This window comes from Bacillus sp. FSL W7-1354, from assembly GCF_038002405.1.
GTDB lineage: Bacteria > Bacillota > Bacilli > Bacillales > Bacillaceae > Bacillus > Bacillus paralicheniformis.
Genome location: NZ_JBBOCL010000001.1, coordinates 4195227 through 4216245 on the forward strand (window position 1 = coordinate 4195227; position 21019 = coordinate 4216245).

General features: G+C 46.6%; 20 protein-coding genes and 1 pseudogene. 13 read left to right on the plus strand and 8 right to left on the minus strand.

The genetic code is table 11. The annotated features are described in order from the left end of the window. Positions 1 to 579, plus strand: coding sequence for a VanZ family protein (locus MKZ04_RS21120; RefSeq protein ID WP_341046979.1), 579 nt, complete (start codon positions 1 to 3; stop codon positions 577 to 579). A 46-nt stretch (positions 580 to 625) separates the two neighbouring features. On the opposite strand, the gene MKZ04_RS21125 is transcribed toward MKZ04_RS21120, so the two are convergent. Beyond that, positions 626 to 1408 carry an MBL fold metallo-hydrolase gene (locus MKZ04_RS21125; RefSeq protein WP_050820891.1) on the minus strand — a complete coding sequence of 261 codons (783 nt, stop codon included), beginning with the start codon at positions 1406 to 1408 and terminating at the stop codon, positions 626 to 628. 104 nt (positions 1409 to 1512) lie between these two features. On the opposite strand from MKZ04_RS21125, the gene MKZ04_RS21130 reads away from it, so the two are divergent. From MKZ04_RS21130 to MKZ04_RS21145, 4 genes and pseudogenes are all read left to right on the plus strand, one after another. After that, positions 1513 to 2307: an MBL fold metallo-hydrolase gene (locus MKZ04_RS21130; protein ID WP_050820890.1), complete on the plus strand. Its 795-nt coding sequence runs from the start codon at positions 1513 to 1515 to the stop codon at positions 2305 to 2307. A 207-nt stretch (positions 2308 to 2514) separates the two neighbouring features. Then, positions 2515 to 4158, plus strand: a complete 1644-nt coding sequence (locus tag MKZ04_RS21135; protein ID WP_050820889.1) for a M14 family metallopeptidase — start codon at positions 2515 to 2517, stop codon at positions 4156 to 4158. A gap of 128 nt (positions 4159 to 4286) precedes the next feature. Next, a complete protein-coding gene (locus MKZ04_RS21140; RefSeq protein ID WP_341046984.1) occupies positions 4287 to 5384 on the plus strand; it encodes a nitric oxide synthase oxygenase in 1098 nt (365 codons plus the stop codon). A 15-nt stretch (positions 5385 to 5399) separates the two neighbouring features. Beyond that, positions 5400 to 6432: pseudogene (locus MKZ04_RS21145) on the plus strand (glycosyl hydrolase family 18 protein). Between the two features lie 40 nt (positions 6433 to 6472). Here MKZ04_RS21145 and MKZ04_RS21150 read toward each other — a convergent pair. The 3 genes from MKZ04_RS21150 to MKZ04_RS21160 all read right to left on the minus strand — a co-directional run bounded on the left by MKZ04_RS21150 (position 6473) and on the right by MKZ04_RS21160 (position 7772). Continuing rightward, positions 6473 to 7111, minus strand: coding sequence for an SdpI family protein (locus MKZ04_RS21150; RefSeq protein ID WP_020450535.1), 639 nt, complete (start codon positions 7109 to 7111; stop codon positions 6473 to 6475). Then, entirely contained in the window at positions 7108 to 7392 is a 285-nt protein-coding gene (locus MKZ04_RS21155; protein ID WP_020450536.1) for an autorepressor SdpR family transcription factor, read from the minus strand. The genes MKZ04_RS21150 and MKZ04_RS21155 overlap by 4 nt, the downstream gene beginning before the upstream one ends. Positions 7393 to 7499: 107 nt before the next feature. Continuing rightward, positions 7500 to 7772 (minus strand): acylphosphatase, encoded by a 273-nt coding sequence (locus tag MKZ04_RS21160; RefSeq protein ID WP_020450537.1) that lies wholly within the window; start codon positions 7770 to 7772, stop codon positions 7500 to 7502. 111 nt (positions 7773 to 7883) lie between these two features. On the opposite strand from MKZ04_RS21160, the gene MKZ04_RS21165 reads away from it, so the two are divergent. Beyond that, positions 7884 to 8534: an MOSC domain-containing protein gene (locus MKZ04_RS21165; protein ID WP_023855759.1), complete on the plus strand. Its 651-nt coding sequence runs from the start codon at positions 7884 to 7886 to the stop codon at positions 8532 to 8534. A gap of 40 nt (positions 8535 to 8574) precedes the next feature. On the opposite strand, the gene MKZ04_RS21170 is transcribed toward MKZ04_RS21165, so the two are convergent. The 4 genes from MKZ04_RS21170 to MKZ04_RS21185 all read right to left on the minus strand — a co-directional run bounded on the left by MKZ04_RS21170 (position 8575) and on the right by MKZ04_RS21185 (position 11914). Further along, complete coding sequence (locus tag MKZ04_RS21170; protein ID WP_003179731.1) at positions 8575 to 8706, minus strand: DUF2639 domain-containing protein; 132 nt, start codon at positions 8704 to 8706, stop codon at positions 8575 to 8577. A 130-nt stretch (positions 8707 to 8836) separates the two neighbouring features. Next, positions 8837 to 8992 carry a hypothetical protein gene (locus MKZ04_RS21175; protein ID WP_020450539.1) on the minus strand — a complete coding sequence of 52 codons (156 nt, stop codon included), beginning with the start codon at positions 8990 to 8992 and terminating at the stop codon, positions 8837 to 8839. Between the two features lie 83 nt (positions 8993 to 9075). After that, the gene (gene map, locus MKZ04_RS21180; protein ID WP_020450540.1) at positions 9076 to 9828 is read right to left on the minus strand and encodes a type I methionyl aminopeptidase; all 753 of its coding nucleotides are present in this window, start codon (positions 9826 to 9828) and stop codon (positions 9076 to 9078) included. Between the two features lie 124 nt (positions 9829 to 9952). Further along, positions 9953 to 11914, minus strand: a complete 1962-nt coding sequence (locus MKZ04_RS21185; protein ID WP_050820887.1) for an LTA synthase family protein — start codon at positions 11912 to 11914, stop codon at positions 9953 to 9955. Positions 11915 to 12176: 262 nt separating this feature from the next. Here MKZ04_RS21185 and MKZ04_RS21190 point away from each other — a divergent pair, with 262 nt between their 5' ends. The 7 genes from MKZ04_RS21190 (at position 12177) to MKZ04_RS21220 (ending at position 20883) form a co-directional block, all read left to right on the plus strand. Next, positions 12177 to 12554, plus strand: coding sequence for a DnaJ family domain-containing protein (locus tag MKZ04_RS21190; protein ID WP_020450542.1), 378 nt, complete (start codon positions 12177 to 12179; stop codon positions 12552 to 12554). 70 nt (positions 12555 to 12624) lie between these two features. Then, the gene (locus tag MKZ04_RS21195) at positions 12625 to 14037 is read left to right on the plus strand and encodes an alanine/glycine:cation symporter family protein (protein ID WP_020450543.1); all 1413 of its coding nucleotides are present in this window, start codon (positions 12625 to 12627) and stop codon (positions 14035 to 14037) included. A gap of 188 nt (positions 14038 to 14225) precedes the next feature. Next, a complete protein-coding gene (gene treP / locus MKZ04_RS21200; protein WP_341046991.1) occupies positions 14226 to 15638 on the plus strand; it encodes a PTS system trehalose-specific EIIBC component in 1413 nt (470 codons plus the stop codon). Between the two features lie 72 nt (positions 15639 to 15710). After that, positions 15711 to 17399 (plus strand): alpha,alpha-phosphotrehalase, encoded by a 1689-nt coding sequence (treC, locus tag MKZ04_RS21205; RefSeq protein WP_145645321.1) that lies wholly within the window; start codon positions 15711 to 15713, stop codon positions 17397 to 17399. Positions 17400 to 17420: 21 nt separating this feature from the next. After that, positions 17421 to 18137, plus strand: a complete 717-nt coding sequence (gene treR / locus MKZ04_RS21210; protein WP_020450546.1) for a trehalose operon repressor — start codon at positions 17421 to 17423, stop codon at positions 18135 to 18137. Positions 18138 to 18243: 106 nt separating this feature from the next. Next, positions 18244 to 18936, plus strand: coding sequence for an N-acetyltransferase (locus tag MKZ04_RS21215; RefSeq protein WP_025810396.1), 693 nt, complete (start codon positions 18244 to 18246; stop codon positions 18934 to 18936). 126 nt (positions 18937 to 19062) lie between these two features. Continuing rightward, complete coding sequence (locus tag MKZ04_RS21220) at positions 19063 to 20883, plus strand: NTTRR-F1 domain (RefSeq protein ID WP_341046994.1); 1821 nt, start codon at positions 19063 to 19065, stop codon at positions 20881 to 20883. Positions 20884 to 21019 lie beyond the last annotated feature (136 nt).

The following is a 21019-nucleotide window of genomic DNA, read 5'->3' on the forward strand; positions in this document are numbered from 1 at the left end:
ATGTTTTGGTCAGTTGATTTAATGCTGCTCGGTTTCATGTGCGCAATCGTCTACTTTTTGTACGACATTGTGAAAAACCGAAAAAAAACAAGTTTTTTTAGAAAAATGGTGTTTGCCAGTTTTATTGTTTATTTGAGCGTCGTTTATCACTATACGATAGGCGGAATCAACATTCCGCCGCAGCCGGCATACGCTCAAATGAACATTCAGCTCATTCCGTTTTATTTTGTTGCTGAATGGGTGCAAATGCATCAGCAGAGCGGGTTTGATTGGTTTTTTTGGAATTCTGTCAAGCTTACATTTTTTAATGTTTTATTGCTCATTCCTTTAGGTGTGTATCTTTCCATTCTATGGAGGAAAATTCCGCTGAAAAAAGCGGCGGTTTTTGTTTTTTTGACAAGCTTTTTGATTGAGAGTCTCCAGCTTGTGCTATCTGTGACTGGATTCATAATGGCGAGAACCTTTAATGTGGATGATTTAATTTTAAATACGGCCGGCGGTGTAATGGGTTTCTGCCTGACGTCTTTCATGTTCGGAGCTAAAGGATCAGGTTACCGCAGGAAAGGTCTGCATTTTTGAGGAAAGCGCGAAAGATGATTCCCGGCTGGGCAATCATCTTTTTTAGTTAAAACTGAAAACTAAGGCTATTGAATCGGTGCGTGCCTGTGCCGTGTTTTGCCAGCCCGTGTTTCTTTAAGTGCAGTGCCGCATGCCCGGCTTCCTGCAAAATGTCAGGAGCAAGACCGAGCTGATGATGCCCGCCGAAAACTTTTTTCACGCGCCCGATAGCCGAGATTTTTTCAAGTGACTGAATCAATTGGACCGGATCAGTCGTCGGGTAGAATGCATAGATGGGGGCTCCGGTATACAGCAGGTCGCCGGTAAACAAGTAGCCTGACGCCGGATCAAAGATACAGATATGCCCCGGGGAGTGTCCGGGCGTATGATAAATAACGAGCGGCCTTGAATCGCAGCCGACTGTGTCGCCGTCTTGCAGCGTTCCCGACGGTTCACCTCTGAACGGGGTGTATGTTTCAGCGGAAAAGCCGGCCGGTACAGGTTTAGTGATATCTCGAGAGACATCGCGGCGAATGTGCTCGATCGGAAGCCCTTTGATTCCGTCCGTCAGCCAGTCTTTCTCGGCTTCATGAACGTAAATGCGCTGATATTCACCGTGGCTTCCGATGTGATCCCAATGGACATGGGTTGTGATGACGCTGACCGGCAGATCGGTCAGACTATCCGTTACCGTCTTCATGCTGCCGATACCAAGACCTGTATCAATTAAAACGGCTTCCTTCGCCCCAATCAGCAAGTAAGAGTGCACATTTTCCCAATGCCCGTATTCGCTGATCGCATATGTGGATTCATCAAGCTCTGTTACAGTAAACCATTGACCATCTCCCATTGGTTTGTCCCTCCTTCATTTTTTCAAAGGTGCTTATCCATGCATATCCTCAAGTCAAATGTGCAAAGTAATAAAATATATGATAAGTGAGTGTGGTGAACATAATGAGTGATCCTTACATGCCTTTGACATCCATCAACAGCGGGGTCCTGGAAGAGTATGCCGAAGGTGTATTCGGTTTGACGGTGCAAATCGTCAATGTGTATTTTATTTTCGATCCCGATTCGCGGGAAGCCGTTTTAATCGATGCCGGAATGCCCAAGTCCGCTCCATTTATTTTAAGAGAGGCAAAGGAGCGGTTCGGCGATTTTAGCCTAAAAGCAATCGTTTTGACGCACGGACATTTCGACCATGTCGGCGCTTTGGAAGGTCTTCTCGAAACATGGCCGGTTCCGATTTACGCCCATGAGAAAGAAATGCCTTATTTAACGGGAAAAGCCGATTATCCGCCTGCCAAACCGCAAGTGAAAAGCGGGCTGGTTGCAAAGATGTCTCCGTTGTTTCCGAGGCACTCAATCAACATTTCGTCCCATGTAAAGCAGCTTTCTGAAGATGGTTCGCTTCCGTTTCTTAAAGGGTGGAAATGGATTGAGACGCCGGGACATACACCGGGTCATGTTTCGCTTTTCCGGCAGTCGGACAGAACCTTGATCGCAGGCGACGCCGTTACAACTGTAGAGCAGGAATCTCTGTTTGAAGTGGCGATTCAAAAGCAGGAGCTGAACGGACCCCCGGCTTATTTCACAATGGACTGGACAAAAGCGGCGGACTCAGTTCGGAAGCTGTCAGAATTAAAACCGGCTGCATTGTTGACGGGACACGGTGTACCGATGAAAGGAAGCGATTTTTCCAAAGAGCTCCTTGATCTGTCAGGCCGCCTTCCCGCTTCTGATTCGTAAAATGCCATATGCTGCCCTTAAAACATTCAGCCAGGCTGAATGTTTTTTTATAGGGAAAAACTAACCATTTACATGTGATGATGGCCATCCATCGTTCTATATTTCGGATGTTGTTGTATACCAAAGGAATCATTTTCTGAAATTTTAGATAAAATAAGCTGATATTTCATTTATAATGCAGGTATGCCTGAAAGGAGCTGAGAAAAGATGAACATTCAAAAAAGGGTCCAAGCTTTGCTGGCAGCTGCGGCAATGTTTGCAGGACTGATGGTGTCTGATGCGGTTCACGCTGCGGAAACCCCTTACTATGGAAAGAACTATACTCAGCCAGAGCAAGTGTCATCATTATATCCGGAGCCGGAAGAAACTTTCTCGACCCCTGCTTTTGTGAAAGAAGGGGAAGCCTTTACGACACAAGAAGAAATGATGAAGTTTATAACCAGTCTGACAAAGAAAAGCCCGAATGTCAAAATCGGGAATATCGGTTTTTCAATTGAAAAAAGAAATATTCCCGTGCTTTATTTCACAAAGGATAAGCAAATACGTTCCATATCAAAAAAACCGACCGTCTGGCTGCAAGGACAGATACACGGAAATGAGCCGGCAGCGGGAGAATCGGTCCTGGCGATGGCTGAAAAACTGGCCGGGCCGTACGGCGACAAAGTGTTGGACAAGATCAATGTCATCGTCGTTCCGCGGGTCAATCCTGACGGCTCGTATCAGTTTAACAGACGGCTGGCGAGCGGAATCGACGGAAACAGGGATCATGTTAAGCTTGAATCTCCGGAAGTCCGCGCCATTCACCAGGAGTTCATTCAATATTCGCCTGAAGTCGTTATTGATGCCCATGAATACGGTGTCGGCCAAAACGAATTTCAAAGCGTAGGCGAAAAAGGGTCATTAAAATACCATGATATTTTAATTTTATCAGGAAAAAACTTAAACATTCCCGAATCGATCAGGTATGCGTCTGACAGCCTTTATGTGAACGGCGTCAGAGCTAAACTTGATGAAAAAGGTTTTTCTAATGATGCATATTATACGACAGGAAAAAGCAAGGACGGAAAAATCGAAATCTATGAAGGCGGTACTGAAGCGAGAATCGGACGTAATGCATTCGGCCTCCAGCCTGCTCTTTCCTTCCTAGTGGAAAGCAGGGGAATAGACATCGGACGCGAAAATTTTGCAAGAAGAGTCGCGGCTCAGGTTGCTACGCATGAGACGATCATCGACACGACAGTGAAGCATGCAGCCGAGATCAAGCGCCTTGTCGCCAAAGAAAAATTAAAGCTGATAAAAAATGGTGCAAAAGTGAGCGATAAAGACCAAGTGATCATCAACAGTGAGTTTGCAGGGCCGTATAAAGAAACGCTGAAAGTCGCTGATATCGCTTCAGGACAAGCAGTTGACGTTCCTGTCCAATATTACAGCGCTTCGGAAGCCGTCCCTGTGCTGTCAAGAACACGTCCGACCGCTTACCTTGTCCTTCCGGGCCATCAAGATATTGAGCAGAAGCTGAAGGATCAGGGATTAAAAAGCGTGACACTTCCTTTCAAACAAAAGCTCACCGCTGAAGCGTATGAGGTTTTATCGAAAGAAACATCGGGAGAATCTGAGGGCCGGCCTGTGATCAAGGTGGAAACGAAGCTTAAAAAACAGAAAAAAGAGTTTCCAAAAGGAACAAAAATCTATTTTACAGCACAGCCGCAAAGCAATCTGCTGTCGATTGCGCTTGAGCCGGAATCGGTTGACAGTTATGTAAGCACGGGTTACATCCCTTCTCAAACAGGCAAACAGCTGCCGGTTTACCGCTTCATGCTGAACACCAAAACGCTTAACATTAAGGAATAATCATCAGGCATCCGTCTTTGACGGATGCTTTTTAGCGGTTTTTTGTCTTTTCATACATAATGGTTTTAAACTAAGATTGAAACCTATACAATAAATATCAGTCTGAAATCTGGAAGGAGAGAATCCGGTTGGAATCATATGAAGAATTATGGAGGGAAGCCAAGACCTTCATCGAGCTCTGCTACGGGGAACTGTCGAAGTCCGAAGAAGAAACAAGGATGCGCTTACATAAAATAGACGAAGAAATCAGAGAAACCGGAAGCTATAAACATACATTAGAAGAAATCGAACATGGCGCGAAAATGGCGTGGAGAAACAGCAGCCGCTGCATCGGCCGGCTGTTTTGGCACTCTCTTACTGTCATCGATCAAAGAGGCGTTCAAACCGAGGCAGAGGTGCGGGATGCGCTTTTTCACCATATAGAGCTTGCGACAAACGGAGGGAAAATCAGACCGTTCATTACGATTTTTCCCCCGGAACAAAGCGGGCAAAAAAAAGTGTCCATTTGGAACCATCAGCTGATCAGGTATGCGGGGTATGAAACGGAGCAAGGTGTCATCGGCGATCCGGCATCATTGGAACTGACAAAAGCGTGTGAAGCGCTCGGCTGGAAAGGCGAAGGTACGCCTTTTGACGTTTTGCCGCTTGTTTTTCAAATAGATGGCCATCCCCCTGTGTGGTATGAGCTGCCTCGTGAAATCGTCAAAGAGGTCAGGATTGAACATCCGGAGATTGAAGCCTTTAAAAGTCTGGGGCTGAAGTGGTACGGTGTGCCGATTATAGCCGATATGAAGCTGGAGGTCGGAGGAATTCATTATAATGCCGCCCCGTTTAACGGCTGGTATATGGGAACGGAAATCGGAGCGCGCAACCTCGCGGATACAGACCGCTATAATGTACTCGAAAAAGTGGCAGCCATTATGGGACTTGATACGGAACGGAATACTTCGCTGTGGAAAGACAAGGCGCTTGTTGAATTAAATACGGCGGTGCTTCACTCTTATAAAAATGCCGGCGTCAGCATTGTTGACCACCATACCGCGGCAAGCCAATTCAAGCGGTTCGAGGAGCAGGAAGCTGAAGCGGGAAGGGAGCTTTCAGCAAGCTGGACATGGCTGATTCCGCCGTTATCTCCGGCAGCGACCCATATCTTTCACAGCTATTATGAAAATAAAACGCTTAAACCGAATTACTTTTATCAGGAAAAGCCTTATTCGAACGATTGAGAGGACGAATAGACAATGAGAAAAATCTACTTGCTATGCAGCGTATTCGCTGTATGTTTAACGATGCTTACATATACAGAAACAGAAGCAAAAGCGGCCAAAATCGTACTCGGCTATACAACAGGGGAAGCAGCTTCCTATCAATCGCTGACGGCATACCATCACTATATCAATGCCGCAGCTCTCGACACCTACGCGTTTAATCAAAAAGGAGATATCATCGGAGACACTCCGAAAAAACAATTATCGTTTGCAAAGAAGAAACGCCTCAAGACGTGGGCGGTCATTTCAAACTACAACGAATCCATTCACGATTTTGACGGGAATCTGGCATCAACGGTCATGTCCGACAAAACGGCGCGGCAGCACTTTACAGAACAGCTTATTACGCTTGCGAAGAAGCAGTCGTTTACCGGAATTAATATTGATTTTGAAGCTGTAAAGCCGAACGAGAGCTAAATACTCAAGCTTCATCCGTCATGTCGCAGCCGCTTTGAAAAAACACAAGATCAAAACGATGGTTTCGGTACCGGCGAAGAGTGCAGATGACCGAAAAGATGGATGGAGCTGGCCGTATGATTATGCGGAAATCGGAAAATCAGCTGACTATGTTCAAGTCATGACTTACGATGAACACGGGATCTGGAGCGAGCCGGGCTCTGTTGCCGGAATGAACTGGGTCAAAAGCTCATTAGCATATGCGGTGAAAACGATCAAAGCCGAAAAAGTCATTATGGGCATCCCCTCATACGGGAATGATTGGGATTTAACATCCCGAAAGAACAGCAAATTGAAGCAGTGGAACGACGTGAAGGCGCTTAAGAAAAAAGTGAAGGCTAAGCCTGTATATGATAAAAGATCGGGGTCGATGAGATTTTCTTATACAGATCAACACAAACACCGCCATGTCGTTTGGTATGAAGATGAAAAAACGATTGCGGCGAAAAGCCGCCTGGCCATGCGATATAAAATCGCAGGAGTTTCCGTCTACTCGATGGGACATGAATCGGCCTCTTTTTGGCAGGCGGTGCGGAAGGGAATAAAATAAAGGCTCCAATTCGGAGCCTTCTTTTTCATTTATTCTCATGTCAGCTTTTCATATTGATTTCTTTCCGATACAAAACATAGGAATAAATATAGGGCGCGAAAACCGTTGCTAAAATAACCGGAAGCATGATTTCTGGGCTGATAGATAACAATCCGTCCGCAATGATCAGCAGTCCTGCTAAAGTAAATACTTTCGCCGCAAATCTGTGGGTTTTTTTCCAGATTGAATCGCTGCTCAATGTCCAAGGGTTTTTGATCCCGAAAAAAAAGTTTGAGCGGATTCTCGGGAGGTAATTGCCTATGACAATGAGTAGAGCGCCTACTAGAACCGGTACAATGCTGCCAGCGGGCAGATCATACCCGAGCCCTGTCATGATTACAAGCACGTTGATCAGGGAAAATAGAATCAGCATGGCATTGATGAGAAGGTAATAAGTCTTTGAAAAAAGCTGATAGTTTTTTCTGCGCGGATCGATTTTTGGCGTTAAGAACATCAACACATACACAAAAACGAGCAGCCCGGTCATGATAAGCATTGCTTCCATTTTTGAAGCATAACTGTCGACTTCTCCCGAAAATGACCAATGAATTGGAACTTGATCGGAAATGTGCGGATAAGCGATGGCCCACATGATTAGATTTATGGCGATTATGGCGAGTGAAAAGATGTGTTTTCTCATTTGGCATCCCCTTTATCTTTGCCGGCTTGCTCAGTAAAACTGAAAGCCCAGCCGATGATTTCTTGAAATATTGTGGTGTTCAGCGAGTAAATGATGTATTGGCCTTTTTTTTCATCTTGAATTAATTCAGCCTGTTTTAAAATTTTTAAATGCTGAGATATACTTGGTTTAGACATTTGAAACTGGTCAGATATTTCACCGGCGGTCATATCCCGATCCTTCAGCAGATTTAAAATTTTTCTTCTCGTCGGGTCAGCTAGAGCCTTAAAGGTTTGGTTCATATTCAGCATCCTTGGAATTAAGTATTTAGCTATTTAACTAAATACTAAAATAAAAGAGGAATTTAGTCAAGATTCGTTTGAAAAATCCGCCATCTCCGGCGGATTTTTCAATAGCTGATATTAAACTTGTGGAATCCGTCAATCTCTTTTGTTTCTTCGACATTCACGTCCGTTACTTTTGAGAAGGGACTTCCTTTTTGAATCGCTTTTAAAAATGGCTTCAGGCTTTCCTCGGGTCCTTCGGCGCGGATTTCAACTGTGCCGTTGTCGCGGTTCCGGACCCAGCCGGTCAATTTGTGCTTATCTGCTTCCATTTGAACAAAATAGCGAAATCCCACGCCCTGAACGCGTCCGTCTACAATGATTCTGTATTGAAGCATCGAGAACACTCCTTTTCTTTTATGCTACCATATTTCTCATTTTGAGATCATGGGATAGACATGTTTCGGATAAATCGTTAAAATATGAAAATAAAGGAAGGGCGTGAGGTTTTGGAGCATCAGGAGTATGAAATTTTATCTATTCATGTAGGCCGTCCGCACACATACGAATTCGACGGAAAACAGGTGGAAACGGCAATCGTGAAGGAGCCTGTCGGCGGACCCGTATATTTGAGCCGTACGAATTTTGAAGGGGACGGGCAGGCGGATCTGATTCACCACGGAGGAGTGGATAAAGCGGTTTGCGTCTATCCGGCGGACCACTACATGTATTGGGAAAGCGTCTTGAAGCGGAAGCTGCCGGAGGCGGCATTTGGAGAAAACGTGACGGTTAAAGGGCTCACCGAAAAAGATGTGTGCATCGGTGATATCTTCAAGCTGGGGGAGGCTCTTGTTCAAGTCAGCCAGCCGCGCCAGCCTTGTTTCAAGCTTGCCAAACGGCTGAATCAAAAAGATATGGTGTTACTGGTGAGGGACACCGGGTTCAGCGGATTTTATTTCAGGGTTCTCGAAGAAGGAATCGTTGCGCCCGATTCCGGGCTGCAGCTCGTTTCAAGAGATGCTCATGAAGCCACAGTTTCGTACGCCAACCATTTGATGTACCATGACAGGGGCAATCACCCCGCCATTCGGAAGATCCTTGAGGTTGAAGCGCTGTCGGAAAGCTGGAGAAGCTCATTTTTAAAGGAGCTGAGCGCATAAAAACAAGCCGTGTCCGAAAAGGAGCACGGCTTTAACATGTTTATTTTTTGACGCTTTCAAGCAGGTTGGCCAAAAAGTGTTTTTTATAGCTTTGAAGCTTTCTTCCTTCATACTTTGTCATTCCCAGCTTTTTCAGTTCTTCTACATACCAGCCTTTGCTTCCGTAATGCATGGCAGAAAACTCCCTTCTATAATTCGATGCAATTGGCATTCTAACATCTATAGAAAAACACTGAAAAGGGATAGGCGGCAATTTTTAAAAACTGAGTCTTTCGTCGTAGTTTGGAAGTTTGAGGAAGGCTTCAGCCGTGTGTCAAACTGGTGACGATCATCACAATGATCGAGATGCTGAGGACGATTCCGATATATTTTAAGAAGCCGTTCTTTTTTTTATGAGCATATACGATTAACAGGATGCTCTCGATGAAAAAGATCAGCCCGATGATAGCAAACAGCATGCGGTAAAGCTCCTTTCGGCACAGTTTGTCTTTTATTTTAGCATAAAAACCCGGACTTCTATGAGCCGGGCTTTTTCACGTAATCAGTCAAGCTGTGTTAAAATGATCGGTTCGTTTTTCGTAATGACGATTGTATGCTCGATCTGTGCCACAAAGCTGCCGTCAGGCGTTTTGAATGTCCAGCCGTCTCCGGCTTCGATGGTATGCTCGGCTTTTGTGGAAACAAACGGCTCAAGGGCGATGACGGTTCCGTTTTTAAAGAGCGCATTATCAAACGGGTCATAGTAATTTAAGATATGGTTGGGCGCTTCATGGAGGTTCTTTCCAATCCCGTGTCCCGTCAGGTTTTTAATGACGGTAAATCCGTTTGCTTTTGCTTCATTGTATACGGCTCTGCCGATTTGGTTTTGTTTCTTGCCGGCGCGCGCCTGCAAAAGTCCCTTTTGAAATGCGCTTTCCGCGCTTTGGCAAAGCTTGTGCAGCGTTTCATCGCCTTTTCCGAGTACAAATGAAATGCCAGTATCAGAATAGTAGCCGCCAAATTCAGCGGAGATGTCGATGTTGATCAAATCCCCTTCTTTTAAAATCGTGGATTCGCTTGGGATGCCGTGGGCGACTTCATCGTTCACACTGATGCACGTCGTTCCTGGGAAATCGTATTCTTTTTCCGGAGCCGATGCGGCGCCATGAGCCTCAAGCACTTCTTTACCGATGAGGTCCAGCTCTTTTGTGCTCATGCCGGGTGCTGCTTTTGCCTTCATTTCCTCCCTGGCTAAAGCGACGATTCTGCCTATTTTCTTGAGCCCTTCCAGCTCTTGGTCATTTGTTACAATCACAATTCATTCCCGCTTTCTTTTTTTATATTCTATTTCAAGCTTACCATATCTGCTTGCGAAAAAGGAACAGAGCGGCTTCAAGACAAAAAAAGCACCCGCTTATAAATAAGCGGGTGCTGTCTGTTTATTGTCCGGAATCTGATTTCGTAGTTTGCGCCGCATCAGATTCTGATGTTTTCGGATTGTGGTTGGTGTAGTCGTAGTCGCTCGGGTTGATCGCTTTAAAGCCTTTCGGTTTATAAAAGCGCAGCAAATCTCCGTCGACGATTTTATCCGACATTTCGAGTTCTTTTTTCACGGACTCATCGATGTTCGGATCGATGTCTTTTTCGTTCAGAAGCTCTCCTGTTTTCGTGTTGTAGTAGTTTCCGTTCGTTTTCGTATATTCCGGAGAAACGAAATCGCCGTTGCGGAACGGAATAATTTCACGGTGTTCCGGTGACAGAAGGTCTGAACCGCTCATCAGGTAATCTTTCGTATTCACGCCCATCAAATGAAGCAGGGTAGGGGCTACATCGACTTCGCCGCCGTATTTATTGGATTTGATTCCCTTGACCCCAGGCGCGTGGATGAACAGCGGAACCCTTTGCAATTGGGCATTTTCATATGGTGTGATGTCTTTGCCCAATACTTTGGCCATCGCTTTGTTGTGATTTTCCGAAATACCGTAGTGGTCTCCGTACATGACGACAATCGTATTATCATACAGTCCGGATTTTTTCAGATCGTTGAAAAATTGTTCAATGGCCTGATCCATGTAGTTGGCCGACTGGAAATAATGGTCAACGACGCTGTCGCCGGTATCGCCGGCAGGGAAGTCTGTATCGCCTTCATCCATCTCGAACGGAAAATGGTTCGAAAGGGTGATAAACTTCGTATAGAACGGCTGTTTCAGGCTTTTCAACAGCGGCATTGATTCTTCAAAGAACGGTTTATCTTTCAATCCGTAGTTTTTCGTTTTATCTTCGCTCATATCGTAATACGTAGCGTCAAAGAATTTGTCATAACCGATGGCTTTATACATTTCATTGCGGTTCCAGAACGTTTTGTAGTTGCCGTGGAATGCCGCTGATGTATAGCCTTGAGACTTCAAAATGGCCGGAGCCGACTGCAGTGTGTTTTGCGCTTTATTAATGAACACTGACCCTTGTGATAAAGGATACAGCGAGTTGTCCATCATAAATTCCGCGTCAGACGTTTTACCTTGTCCTGTTTGGTGGAAAAAGTTATCAAAATAAAACGTTTCATTGTCATGCGCCAGTGAATTTAAGAACGGCGTGACTTCCTTGCCGTCGATCTTATAGTCGATTGCGAACGTCTGAAGTGATTCCAGTGAAATGTAAACCACGTTCATGCCTTTCGCTTTTCCGAAGTATTCGGCATTCGGCTTATCATGATTGGCTTTAATATAGTTCTCTACTTCCGTCACGTCGCTGGAGCTTGCCAGTGCGCGCTGGCTGTTTGACTTGATATTCTGCACCGCATCATAGATTGTGAAGTTGTAGGTTCCCAAATATTTCACAAGGTAGTTGCGGTCAAAAGAACGGGTCAGAAGCTCCGGACGATCAATCTCGGCAACGGCCAGGTTGACGAGGAAGACAAGGATGCTTGTTCCCATCACAATTTTAAACGGGCGCTTCGTTGTTGTTTCAGAAGGTCTGTTATAGAATACAGCCAGCCCGATTAAAATAAAGGTATCGATGAAATACAAAACATCAAGCGGGTGCATGAGCGAGAAGATGCTGTCCCCGAGCTGCCCCCCGTTTGTTTTTGCCTGCATGATCGTAGGCAGCGTGATAAAGTCGCTGAAAAATCTGTAGTATACGACGTTTGCATATAGCAAAAAAGACATTAAAAAATGAATCACTATAATCGCTGTCTGCTGTATTTTTTTCTTGAACAAGAGTCCTAATCCAAGAAAGAACAAGCTTGAGCTAATCGGATTCACAAAAAGCAAAATCTGTTGTACTGTGTTGGTTATTCCTAAATTAAATTCAATTACATACGCAGCATAAGTTTTCAGCCATAGCAATATGGCGGCTATCAGGAAGAAGGCAAGACCTCTTTCCTTAATAAATCTTTTCAATTGTTACACTCCTTTTTTCCGGATCAGTAAAAAACCATCGGAACGAAAGAAAAAAACGAATGTATAAAATATACCATGAAATACCGATTTAGAAAAGCGGAAATCAACCTTGTGAAAAGAAGCGCAAAACCCCTGGTAAATCAGGGTTTTACAGTTTTCTGAAAAACATTTGGGAATATTTTACGCTTGTCTTGCATTGGCGGGAACGCATCTTTATGGCAGACTGTTGTTAGTATATGAACAAAAGGGGAGGATGTAGACCATGGATTTTTCGAGCATCGTTTCTGAAGATAAGATTAAGCGGGCCATTAAGGACGGCGAATTCGAAGGGCTTCCGGGAATGGGGAAACCCTTGAAAAAAGACGATGCCGCCCATGTTCCAGAGCATCTCCGCATGGCTTACCGGGTGATGAAAAACGCCGGAATGACGGGGGACGAAGGGGCTTTGAAGAAAGAGCTGATGACAATTGACGACTTAATCGCAAAGTGCGCGGATGAAGACGAGCGCGATCGTTTAATTGAGAGAAAAACAGAAACGCGGCTCAGGCTCGATAGGCTCGCCGATAAAAAAGGCATGTTTTCTAAACCTGCCTCAGCGTTTTATAAAGAAAAAGTGTACCGAAGGCTCAGCGGGAAATAAAAAAGCGCTGAGCAGGTTTATTTCTGTCCTATAGTGGTATTGACCCATAAACGAATAAAAGGGTGATAGGATGGAACGATTGTTGAACTGGGTTGAATACATATCAGATTGGCTTTGGGGGCCGCCGCTCATCATACTGCTGACAGGAACGGGAGTCTATTTAACGATCCTGCTGAAATTTTTTCAATTTCGCTATCCTCTCTATATCTTTAAGCAGACGATCGGAAGCGTCGGCAAAAAGCCGAAAGGAGAAGGGACGGTTACACCGTTGCAAGCTTTGACATCGGCTCTCAGCTCAACAGTCGGCGCCGCCAATATCGTCGGTGTGCCTGCGGCGATCATGTTCGGCGGTCCGGGAGCCGTGTTTTGGATGTGGCTGGTCGCACTGTTTGCCATGGCGATCAAGTTTTCGGAAAGCGTCCTCGCTGTCCACTACAGAGAAAAAAACGAAGAAGGCGAATATGTCGGGGGGCCGATGTATTACATTACAAAAGGGCTCTCTATGAAATGGCTCGGCGTCTTTTTTTCGGTTGCGCTGATGATTGAGCTCGTTCCGAGCATCATGGTGCAGGGAAATTCGGTTTCCGCATCATTAGCTGAGTCGTTTTCATTCAATCGTTTATACACCGGAATCGGGATTGCTTTTTTGATCGGTTTAGTGGTGATCGGAGGGATTAAACGGATTGGAAAAGTGACAGAGCTTGCGGTTCCGCTTATGGCAGGGGCGTACATCGGGGCCGGTTTCTTGATTGTCGTCATGAACCTTTCTTCTGTACCCGCATTTTTCTCTCTCATCTTTTCGAATGCGTTTACATCTTCTTCGGCATTCGGCGGCTTTGCAGGTGCGGCGGTTGCTGAAACCGTTCGTTGGGGGTTTGCACGTGGACTTTATTCCAACGAAGCCGGGATGGGGACGGCCCCGATTGCCCACGCGGCGGCGATGACCGACCACCCTGTGAGACAGGGATTCTGGGCGGTGATCGGCATTGTGGTCGATACGCTGCTGATATGCACGACCACAGCCTTCGTCGTGCTCGCATCAGGCGTTTGGACCGCTGAAAATGCTGCGAGCAATCCAGGGGCACTGGCGGCAGCCGCATTCCGCAGCTATTTCGGCCCTGTGGGCGGATACTTCGTCTCCGTCTCGCTCGTTTTCTTTGTCTTATCAACGATCACAGTGGTCATTTTTTACGGAGTAAAACAAGCTGAATTTCTGTTCGGACGGCTCGCGGGGCATATGATTAAATTCGTCTATCTGGGCGCCGTCATCATCGGGGCTGCCGGAGGAGCAAAGGCAATATGGGGATTCCTTGATCTTGCGCTCGTTTTCATTCTTATTCCGAATATTTTGGCGGTGCTGCTCTTGAGCAAAAAAGTAAGGTCTTTATATGATGAGTTTTTTACATCAGAAAAGTATTATTTGAAAGACATCGGTCAGCAGGACTGCGCAGATGAACGTGATGAAAAAGTGAACAATTTATGATCTCAGCCGGTTGTTCCCGGCGTATAAATCGGAGGAAGCCTTGCTGTCCTTCGTTTTATGAAGGGAACGGCCGGGCTTTTTTTATTTTTGAAAGCGCTATAAAAATATGTTGACTACTTGTATATACAAGAATACAATATAGGTATAACATGTATATACAAGTTATAAGAGGAGAAGGAGGGATTGGAATGACTGATTTAAATCAATCAGCGCGACGGATTGTCGATGCTGTCGGCGGTGCGGACAACATTGCAGCGGTAACCCATTGTGTGACGCGTCTGCGATTTGCACTGCTCGATGAAAGCAAAGTCAATCAAGAGGTGTTGGAGCAAATAGATGTTGTCAAAGGATCGTTTTCAACGAACGGCCAATTCCAAGTGGTGATCGGCCAAGGAACGGTCAACAATGTATACGCGGAGCTGGTGAAGGCCACAGGAATCGGCGAATCGTCAAAAGATGACGTCAAGAAAGCCTCAGAGAAAAATATGAATCCTTTACAGCGTGCTGTGAAAACGCTTGCATATATTTTTATTCCAATTTTACCGGCGATTGTCACCGCCGGACTGTTGATGGGAATCAACAATATCCTGACGGCTCAAGACATTTTCTTCAGCGGAAAATCGATCGTTGAAGTCTATCCTGAATGGGCGGATCTCGCCAATATGATTAACTTGATTGCGGGAACGGCTTTCGCATTTCTCCCGGCATTAATCGGCTGGTCGGCCGTCAAGCGGTTTGGCGGAAATCCGCTGCTCGGCATCGTGCTGGGCGTCATGCTTGTGCATCCTGATTTGTTAAACGCTTGGGGATACGGGGCTGCCGAGCAAAGCGGAGAGATTCCTGTCTGGAATTTATTCGGTCTGGAAGTGCAGAAGGTCGGCTATCAGGGGCAGGTGCTTCCCATTTTGCTCGCATCTTATTTGCTTGCAAAAATTGAGCGCTTTTTGACAAAGCGGACGCCTGAGAGCATTCAGCTCCTTGTCGTGGCGCCGATTACGCTGCTTGTCACAGGTTTTGCTTCATTTATTGTCATTGGACCGATTACATTTGCCATCGGAAATGTCTTAACATCAGGCCTTATTGCTGTCTTTGAACAATTTGCCGTACTGGGCGGACTGTTATACGGCGGACTTTACGCCGCTCTCGTCATTACCGGAATGCATCATACATTCCTTGCCGTTGACCTTCAACTGATCGGATCAAAGCTCGGCGGAACATTTTTATGGCCGATGCTGGCGCTGTCCAATATCGCACAAGGTTCAGCCGCGCTTGCGATGATGTTTATTGTCAAAGATGAGAAGCAGAAAGGTCTGTCCTTGACATCCGGCATTTCAGCTTATCTTGGAATTACCGAACCGGCGCTGTTCGGGGTGAATCTCAGATACAGATTTCCGTTCGTGATCGCAATGATCAGCTCGGGGATTGCCGGAATGTTCATTTCCTCGCAAGGGGTTTTGGCAAGCTCTGTCGGCGTCGGCGGTGTACCCGGAATTTTCTCTATCATGAGCCAATACTGGGGAGCGTTTGCAGTCGGGATGGCGATCGTGCTGATCGCGCCGTTCGCCGGAACATACCTCTATGCAAAATTAAAAATGAAATAAGAGAGGGAGAGGGGCGCGCATATTTGTCAGCCCTTTTCCCATTTCATAAAGAAGAAAACGGTGGTGTTGAAAATGGAAACGAAAGAAAATCCATGGTGGAAAAAAGCAGTCGTCTATCAGATTTATCCGAAAAGCTTTAAAGATACAACAGGTAACGGTGTCGGCGACATTCGCGGCATCATCGAAAAGCTCGACTACATCAAGGAGCTCGCCTGTGATGTCATTTGGCTGACGCCGATTTATCAATCGCCGCAAAACGACAACGGCTATGACATCAGCGACTATTACAACATTCATGAAGAATATGGAACAATGGCCGACTTTGAAGAGCTTCTAGAAGAGGCTCACAAGCGCGGCATAAAGGTGATCATGGATCTTGTCGTCAACCATACATCAACAGAGCACAAATGGTTTAAAGAAGCAGCTTCCGGAAAAGAAAACCAGTATCGCGACTTTTATATTTGGAAGGACATGAAGCCGGACGGCGCTCCGCCGACAAACTGGGAATCGAAGTTCGGCGGTTCGGCGTGGGAGTTTCATGAAGAGACCGGACAGTATTATCTCCATCTCTATGATGTCACACAGGCGGATTTGAATTGGGAGAACGATGAAGTCAGAAAAAAAGTGTACAAGATGATGCATTTCTGGTTTGAAAAAGGAATCGACGGCTTCAGACTTGATGTCATCAATGTCATCTCAAAAGACCAGCGTTTCCCTGATGATGACGAGGGGGACGGGCGCAGATTTTATACGGACGGGCCGAGGGTTCACGAGTTTTTGAATGAAATGAACAGGGAGGTCTTTTCAAAATACGACAGCATGACGGTCGGGGAAATGTCATCGACGACAATCGCAGATTGCATCCGGTATACAAACCCTGAAAGCCGGGAGCTCGATATGGTGTTTAACTTTCACCATTTAAAGGCCGACTATCCAAACGGGGAAAAATGGGCGCTGGCGGATTTTGATTTTCTAAAGCTGAAGAAGATTCTTTCTGAATGGCAGACTGAAATGCATAAAGGAGGCGGGTGGAACGCATTGTTCTGGTGCAACCACGACCAGCCGCGGATCGTCTCACGCTACGGAGACGACGGAAAATACCGCATAAAATCTGCGAAAATGCTGGCAACCGCGATTCATATGCTTCAGGGAACGCCATACATTTACCAGGGAGAAGAGCTCGGGATGACCAACCCGAAATTCGATGACATCTCTCTTTATCGGGATGTCGAATCTCTCAATATGTACCGTCTGCTGAAAGAAGCAGGAAAGCCGGAAGCCGAAATCATCGAAATCCTGAAAGCGAAGTCCCGTGATAATTCAAGGACGCCGGTGCAGTGGAACGGAGAAAAAAATGCCGGGTTTACGACGGGGACACCGTGGATTCCGGTGCCTGCCAACTACAAAGAAATCAACGCAGAAAAAGCGCTCAGCGATCCTGACTCGATTTTCTACCATTATAAAAAGCTGAATAAGCTCCGCAAGGAATTCGATATCATCACAACCGGCGATTATCAGCTGATTCTGGAAGACGATCAAGCACTTTATGCGTATTTGAGAAACGGAGCGGATGAAAAACTGCTGGTGATCAATAATTTTCACGGGAAAGAGACCGAGTTTCAGCTCCCTGATGATATTGATATTGACGGCTATGATGCCAAGGTTCTCATTTCCAATGACACCGATCTTCCCGAGTCATTTACACGCTTTAAAGTGAAACCGTATCAATCGATTGTTTATCATCTCGCCAAACCATGCTAAACTAAGCGTGGTGGTAAAAAAATGAAGATCAACAAGTATATGATGATTTACAAACAAATTGCAGAACAAATCGATCAAAGCATACTGAATGCCGGAGATATCCTGCCGTCTGAAAACGACCTTGCCGAACAGCACGACACCTCGAGGGAAACGGTTCGGAAAGCGCTGAATGTGCTTGCCCAGAACGGATATATTCAAAAGATCAAAGGAAAAGGGTCAGTCGTGCTGCACAGGGAGAAAATGCAGTTCCCGGTTTCCGGTTTGGTCAGCTTTAAGGAACTTTCAGAAACGCTTGGCAAAGAGACAAGCACGACGGTCCACGAGTTCGGCTTGACGCATCCGGATGCATATATTCAAAAGCAGCTTCGCACTTCTGGAGATGAAGAGGTATGGCGGGTCGTCAGATCGCGGAATATTAACGGAGAGCGCATCATCCTGGATAAAGACTATTTTATCCGCAAGCATGTGCCGCTCTTGACGAAAGAAATATGCGAGGACTCGATCTACCAATACCTTGAAGGTGAATGCGGGCTCGTCATCAGCTATGCCCATAAGGAAATTGTGGTCGAGCCATGTACGGCTGAGGATCAAGAATATTTGGATTTGAACGGATACGAACACATTGTGGTTGTGAAGAATTTTGTTTTCCTTGATGATACAACCTTGTTTCAATATACGGAAAGCAGACACCGCTTGGATAAATTCCGTTTTGTCGATTTTGCAAGAAGAGAAAAGTAGCACGGTGCGCCTGACGGCGGCCGTGTTTTTTTATGCAGCCGTTTCTCATCACGTCCGCATTGAATATGCTACAGCAGGTGTAAATGAGAAATGGAGGATGTAATCAATGATTCATGAAACCGTAAAGATCGGAAAGAACGTAGTATTGGGAGAGCACGCTGTCATTGAAGAAAATGTGGTCATCGGGGACAACGTAACAATCGGTCATCATGCCATTATTAAAAAGGATACTCAGATCGGCAGCGGGGTGAAAATCGGCGATTTGGCCGTCCTTGGCAAAGCGGCTTCTTCAAATAAAAAAATGGCACGCCAGCCGAAGCAGGCGGGAGCGCCTTTGCGGATAGAAGATGATGCCGTAGTCGGTGCGAGTGCTGTTATATACCGGGACGTGCTGTTGGAAAAAGGCGTTTTTGTGGGAGACATGGCGAGCATTCGCGAAAATGTTGCGATCGGAAGAGAAAGCATTATAGGACGCAACGCGATGGTTGAAAACAATACTAAAATTGGAAAGAGAGTGACGATTCAAACGGGCTGTTATATCACCGCTGATATGACGATCGAAGATGAAGTGTTTATCGGTCCTTGCTGTTCCACATCAAATGATAAATATATGGGAATGGGAAACTACCCGTATCAAGGTCCAACTATTAAAAGAGGAGCGAAAATTGGAAACAACGCAACATTGCTGCCAGCGGTCGTCATCGGGGAGCATGCGGTCATCGGAGCGGGCGCCGTCATCACAAAAGATGTTCCCGCAGGCAAAACGGCTGTGGGCAATCCAGGCCGGTTGCTGAAATAACGGTTTTTCAATCTTAGCCGTGTTATATAACGTGTCTGCAAAAAAAGAGAGATCATAGGATATAGAGCTTTAATATCTTTTAAAGATCATTGCAGCCAGAAAATGAAAAGAATTGGGGGTGGAAAAATGTCCATTCAAAACGCGGTGATGAACGGTGGTTTTGAGACAGGTGCTTTCTCGCCTTGGGTAGGTATAAACGCATCTGTTACAAGCCAGTTTTCGCATTCAGGGTTTTTCTCTGCGAGATTTTTGGGCGGAACAGCCACATCATATATTGCCCAATTTGTTCCGGCCAGGGCTGGGGAAGGAAGCGAATTTCTTGTTTCTCTTGCGAAAGCGGGATTTCTCCCAGCACCTTCTATAACGATACAAGTTACTTATTTTGACAGTCAATTTAATTTTCTCGAATACGGGCTGTTTGCCACTGTGCCGTCAAGCAGAATACCGGCAGCCGAAAATGGGACATGGCTTGAAGTCTATCAAACAACTTCACCGGCTCCCCCCGGCACCACCCAGGCATTCATTTTGATCAACAACATTCCGCAGGCGGGAACTGCAAGTGTGCTTGTGGATGATGTTGCTCTATTGAGTGTTGAGGGTGGAGGAGGTCCAACCGGAGCGACAGGTCCGACGGGAGCAACAGGTCCGACAGGAGCAACAGGAGCAACGGGAGCGACCGGTCCGACGGGAGCAACAGGTCCGACAGGAGCAACAGGCGCAACGGGAGCGACCGGTCCGACGGGAGCAACAGGTCCGACAGGAGCAACAGGCGCAACGGGAGCGACCGGTCCGACGGGAGCAACAGGTCCGACAGGAGCAACAGGCGCAACGGGAGCCACCGGTCCGACGGGAGCAACAGGTCCGACAGGAGCGACAGGTCCAATAGGAGTGACAGGTCCGACGGGAGCAACAGGCACAACAGGAGCGACAGGTCCGACAGGAACGACCGGTCCAACGGGAGCGACAGGTCCAACAGGAGTAACTGGTCCGACGGGAGCAACAGGCACAACAGGAGCGACAGGTCCGACAGGAACGACCGGTCCAACGGGAGCCACCGGCCCGACCGGAGCGACAGGTCCAACAGGAGTGACAGGTCCGACGGGAGCAACAGGGGCGACGGGAGTGACAGGTCCGACGGGAGCAACAGGCACAACAGGAGCGACAGGTCCGACAGGAACGACCGGTCCAACGGGAGCCACCGGCCCGACCGGAGCGACAGGTCCAACAGGAGTGACAGGTCCGACGGGAGCAACAGGTCCGACAGGAGCAACAGGTTCGACAGGAGCGACGGGTCCGACAGGAGTGACAGGTCCGACGGGAGCAACAGGCACAACAGGAGCGACAGGTCCGACAGGAACGACCGGTCCAACGGGAGCCACCGGTCCGACGGGAGCAACAGGCCCGACCGGAGCGACAGGTCCAACAGGAGTGACAGGTCCGACGGGAGCCACCGGCCCGACCGGAGCGACAGGTCCGACAGGAACGACCGGTCCAACGGGAGCCACCGGAGCAACAGGCCCGACAGGCGCAACGGGTCCGGGAAGTCTGTTGGGAACACCGGCGCAGTCAACTGACCCTGTTTCACTCACAGTTGGCAGCGAAACACCAATTCTAACGACAACTGTTACCTCTTCAGCTGGACAGAATATAAAAGTCGATTCTATGGCTGAAGTTGATATTATCATAGGGCCAGCTACTACTTTTGAATACAGTATAATTTTTACATTGTATAGAAATAACGGCGCTATCGCACAAGTGTCTGTTGATTCTCAGGATGAAAAATCGGCAGGTTCGGTTCGTGTATATGGTGATATTCCTAACCTTACATGGGTTGATACACCAGGGGCAGGAACACAAACTTATGAGGTTAGAATTAATGTAACAGGGACTAACCTTTTGGCAGCCAATGTTAATACAAGAGCGCTAAATGCTGTAATCTTTGATTGATTGTAAAATGGAAGAGTCCCCTTTAGGTTTTCATAAAGCTTAAAGGGGTTTTTGTTTAAAAGATTCTAATGATAAATTATAAAATTTATCATTTATAGTGATTGGCGTTATAAAAATTCAAAGAAATAGAGTTTTA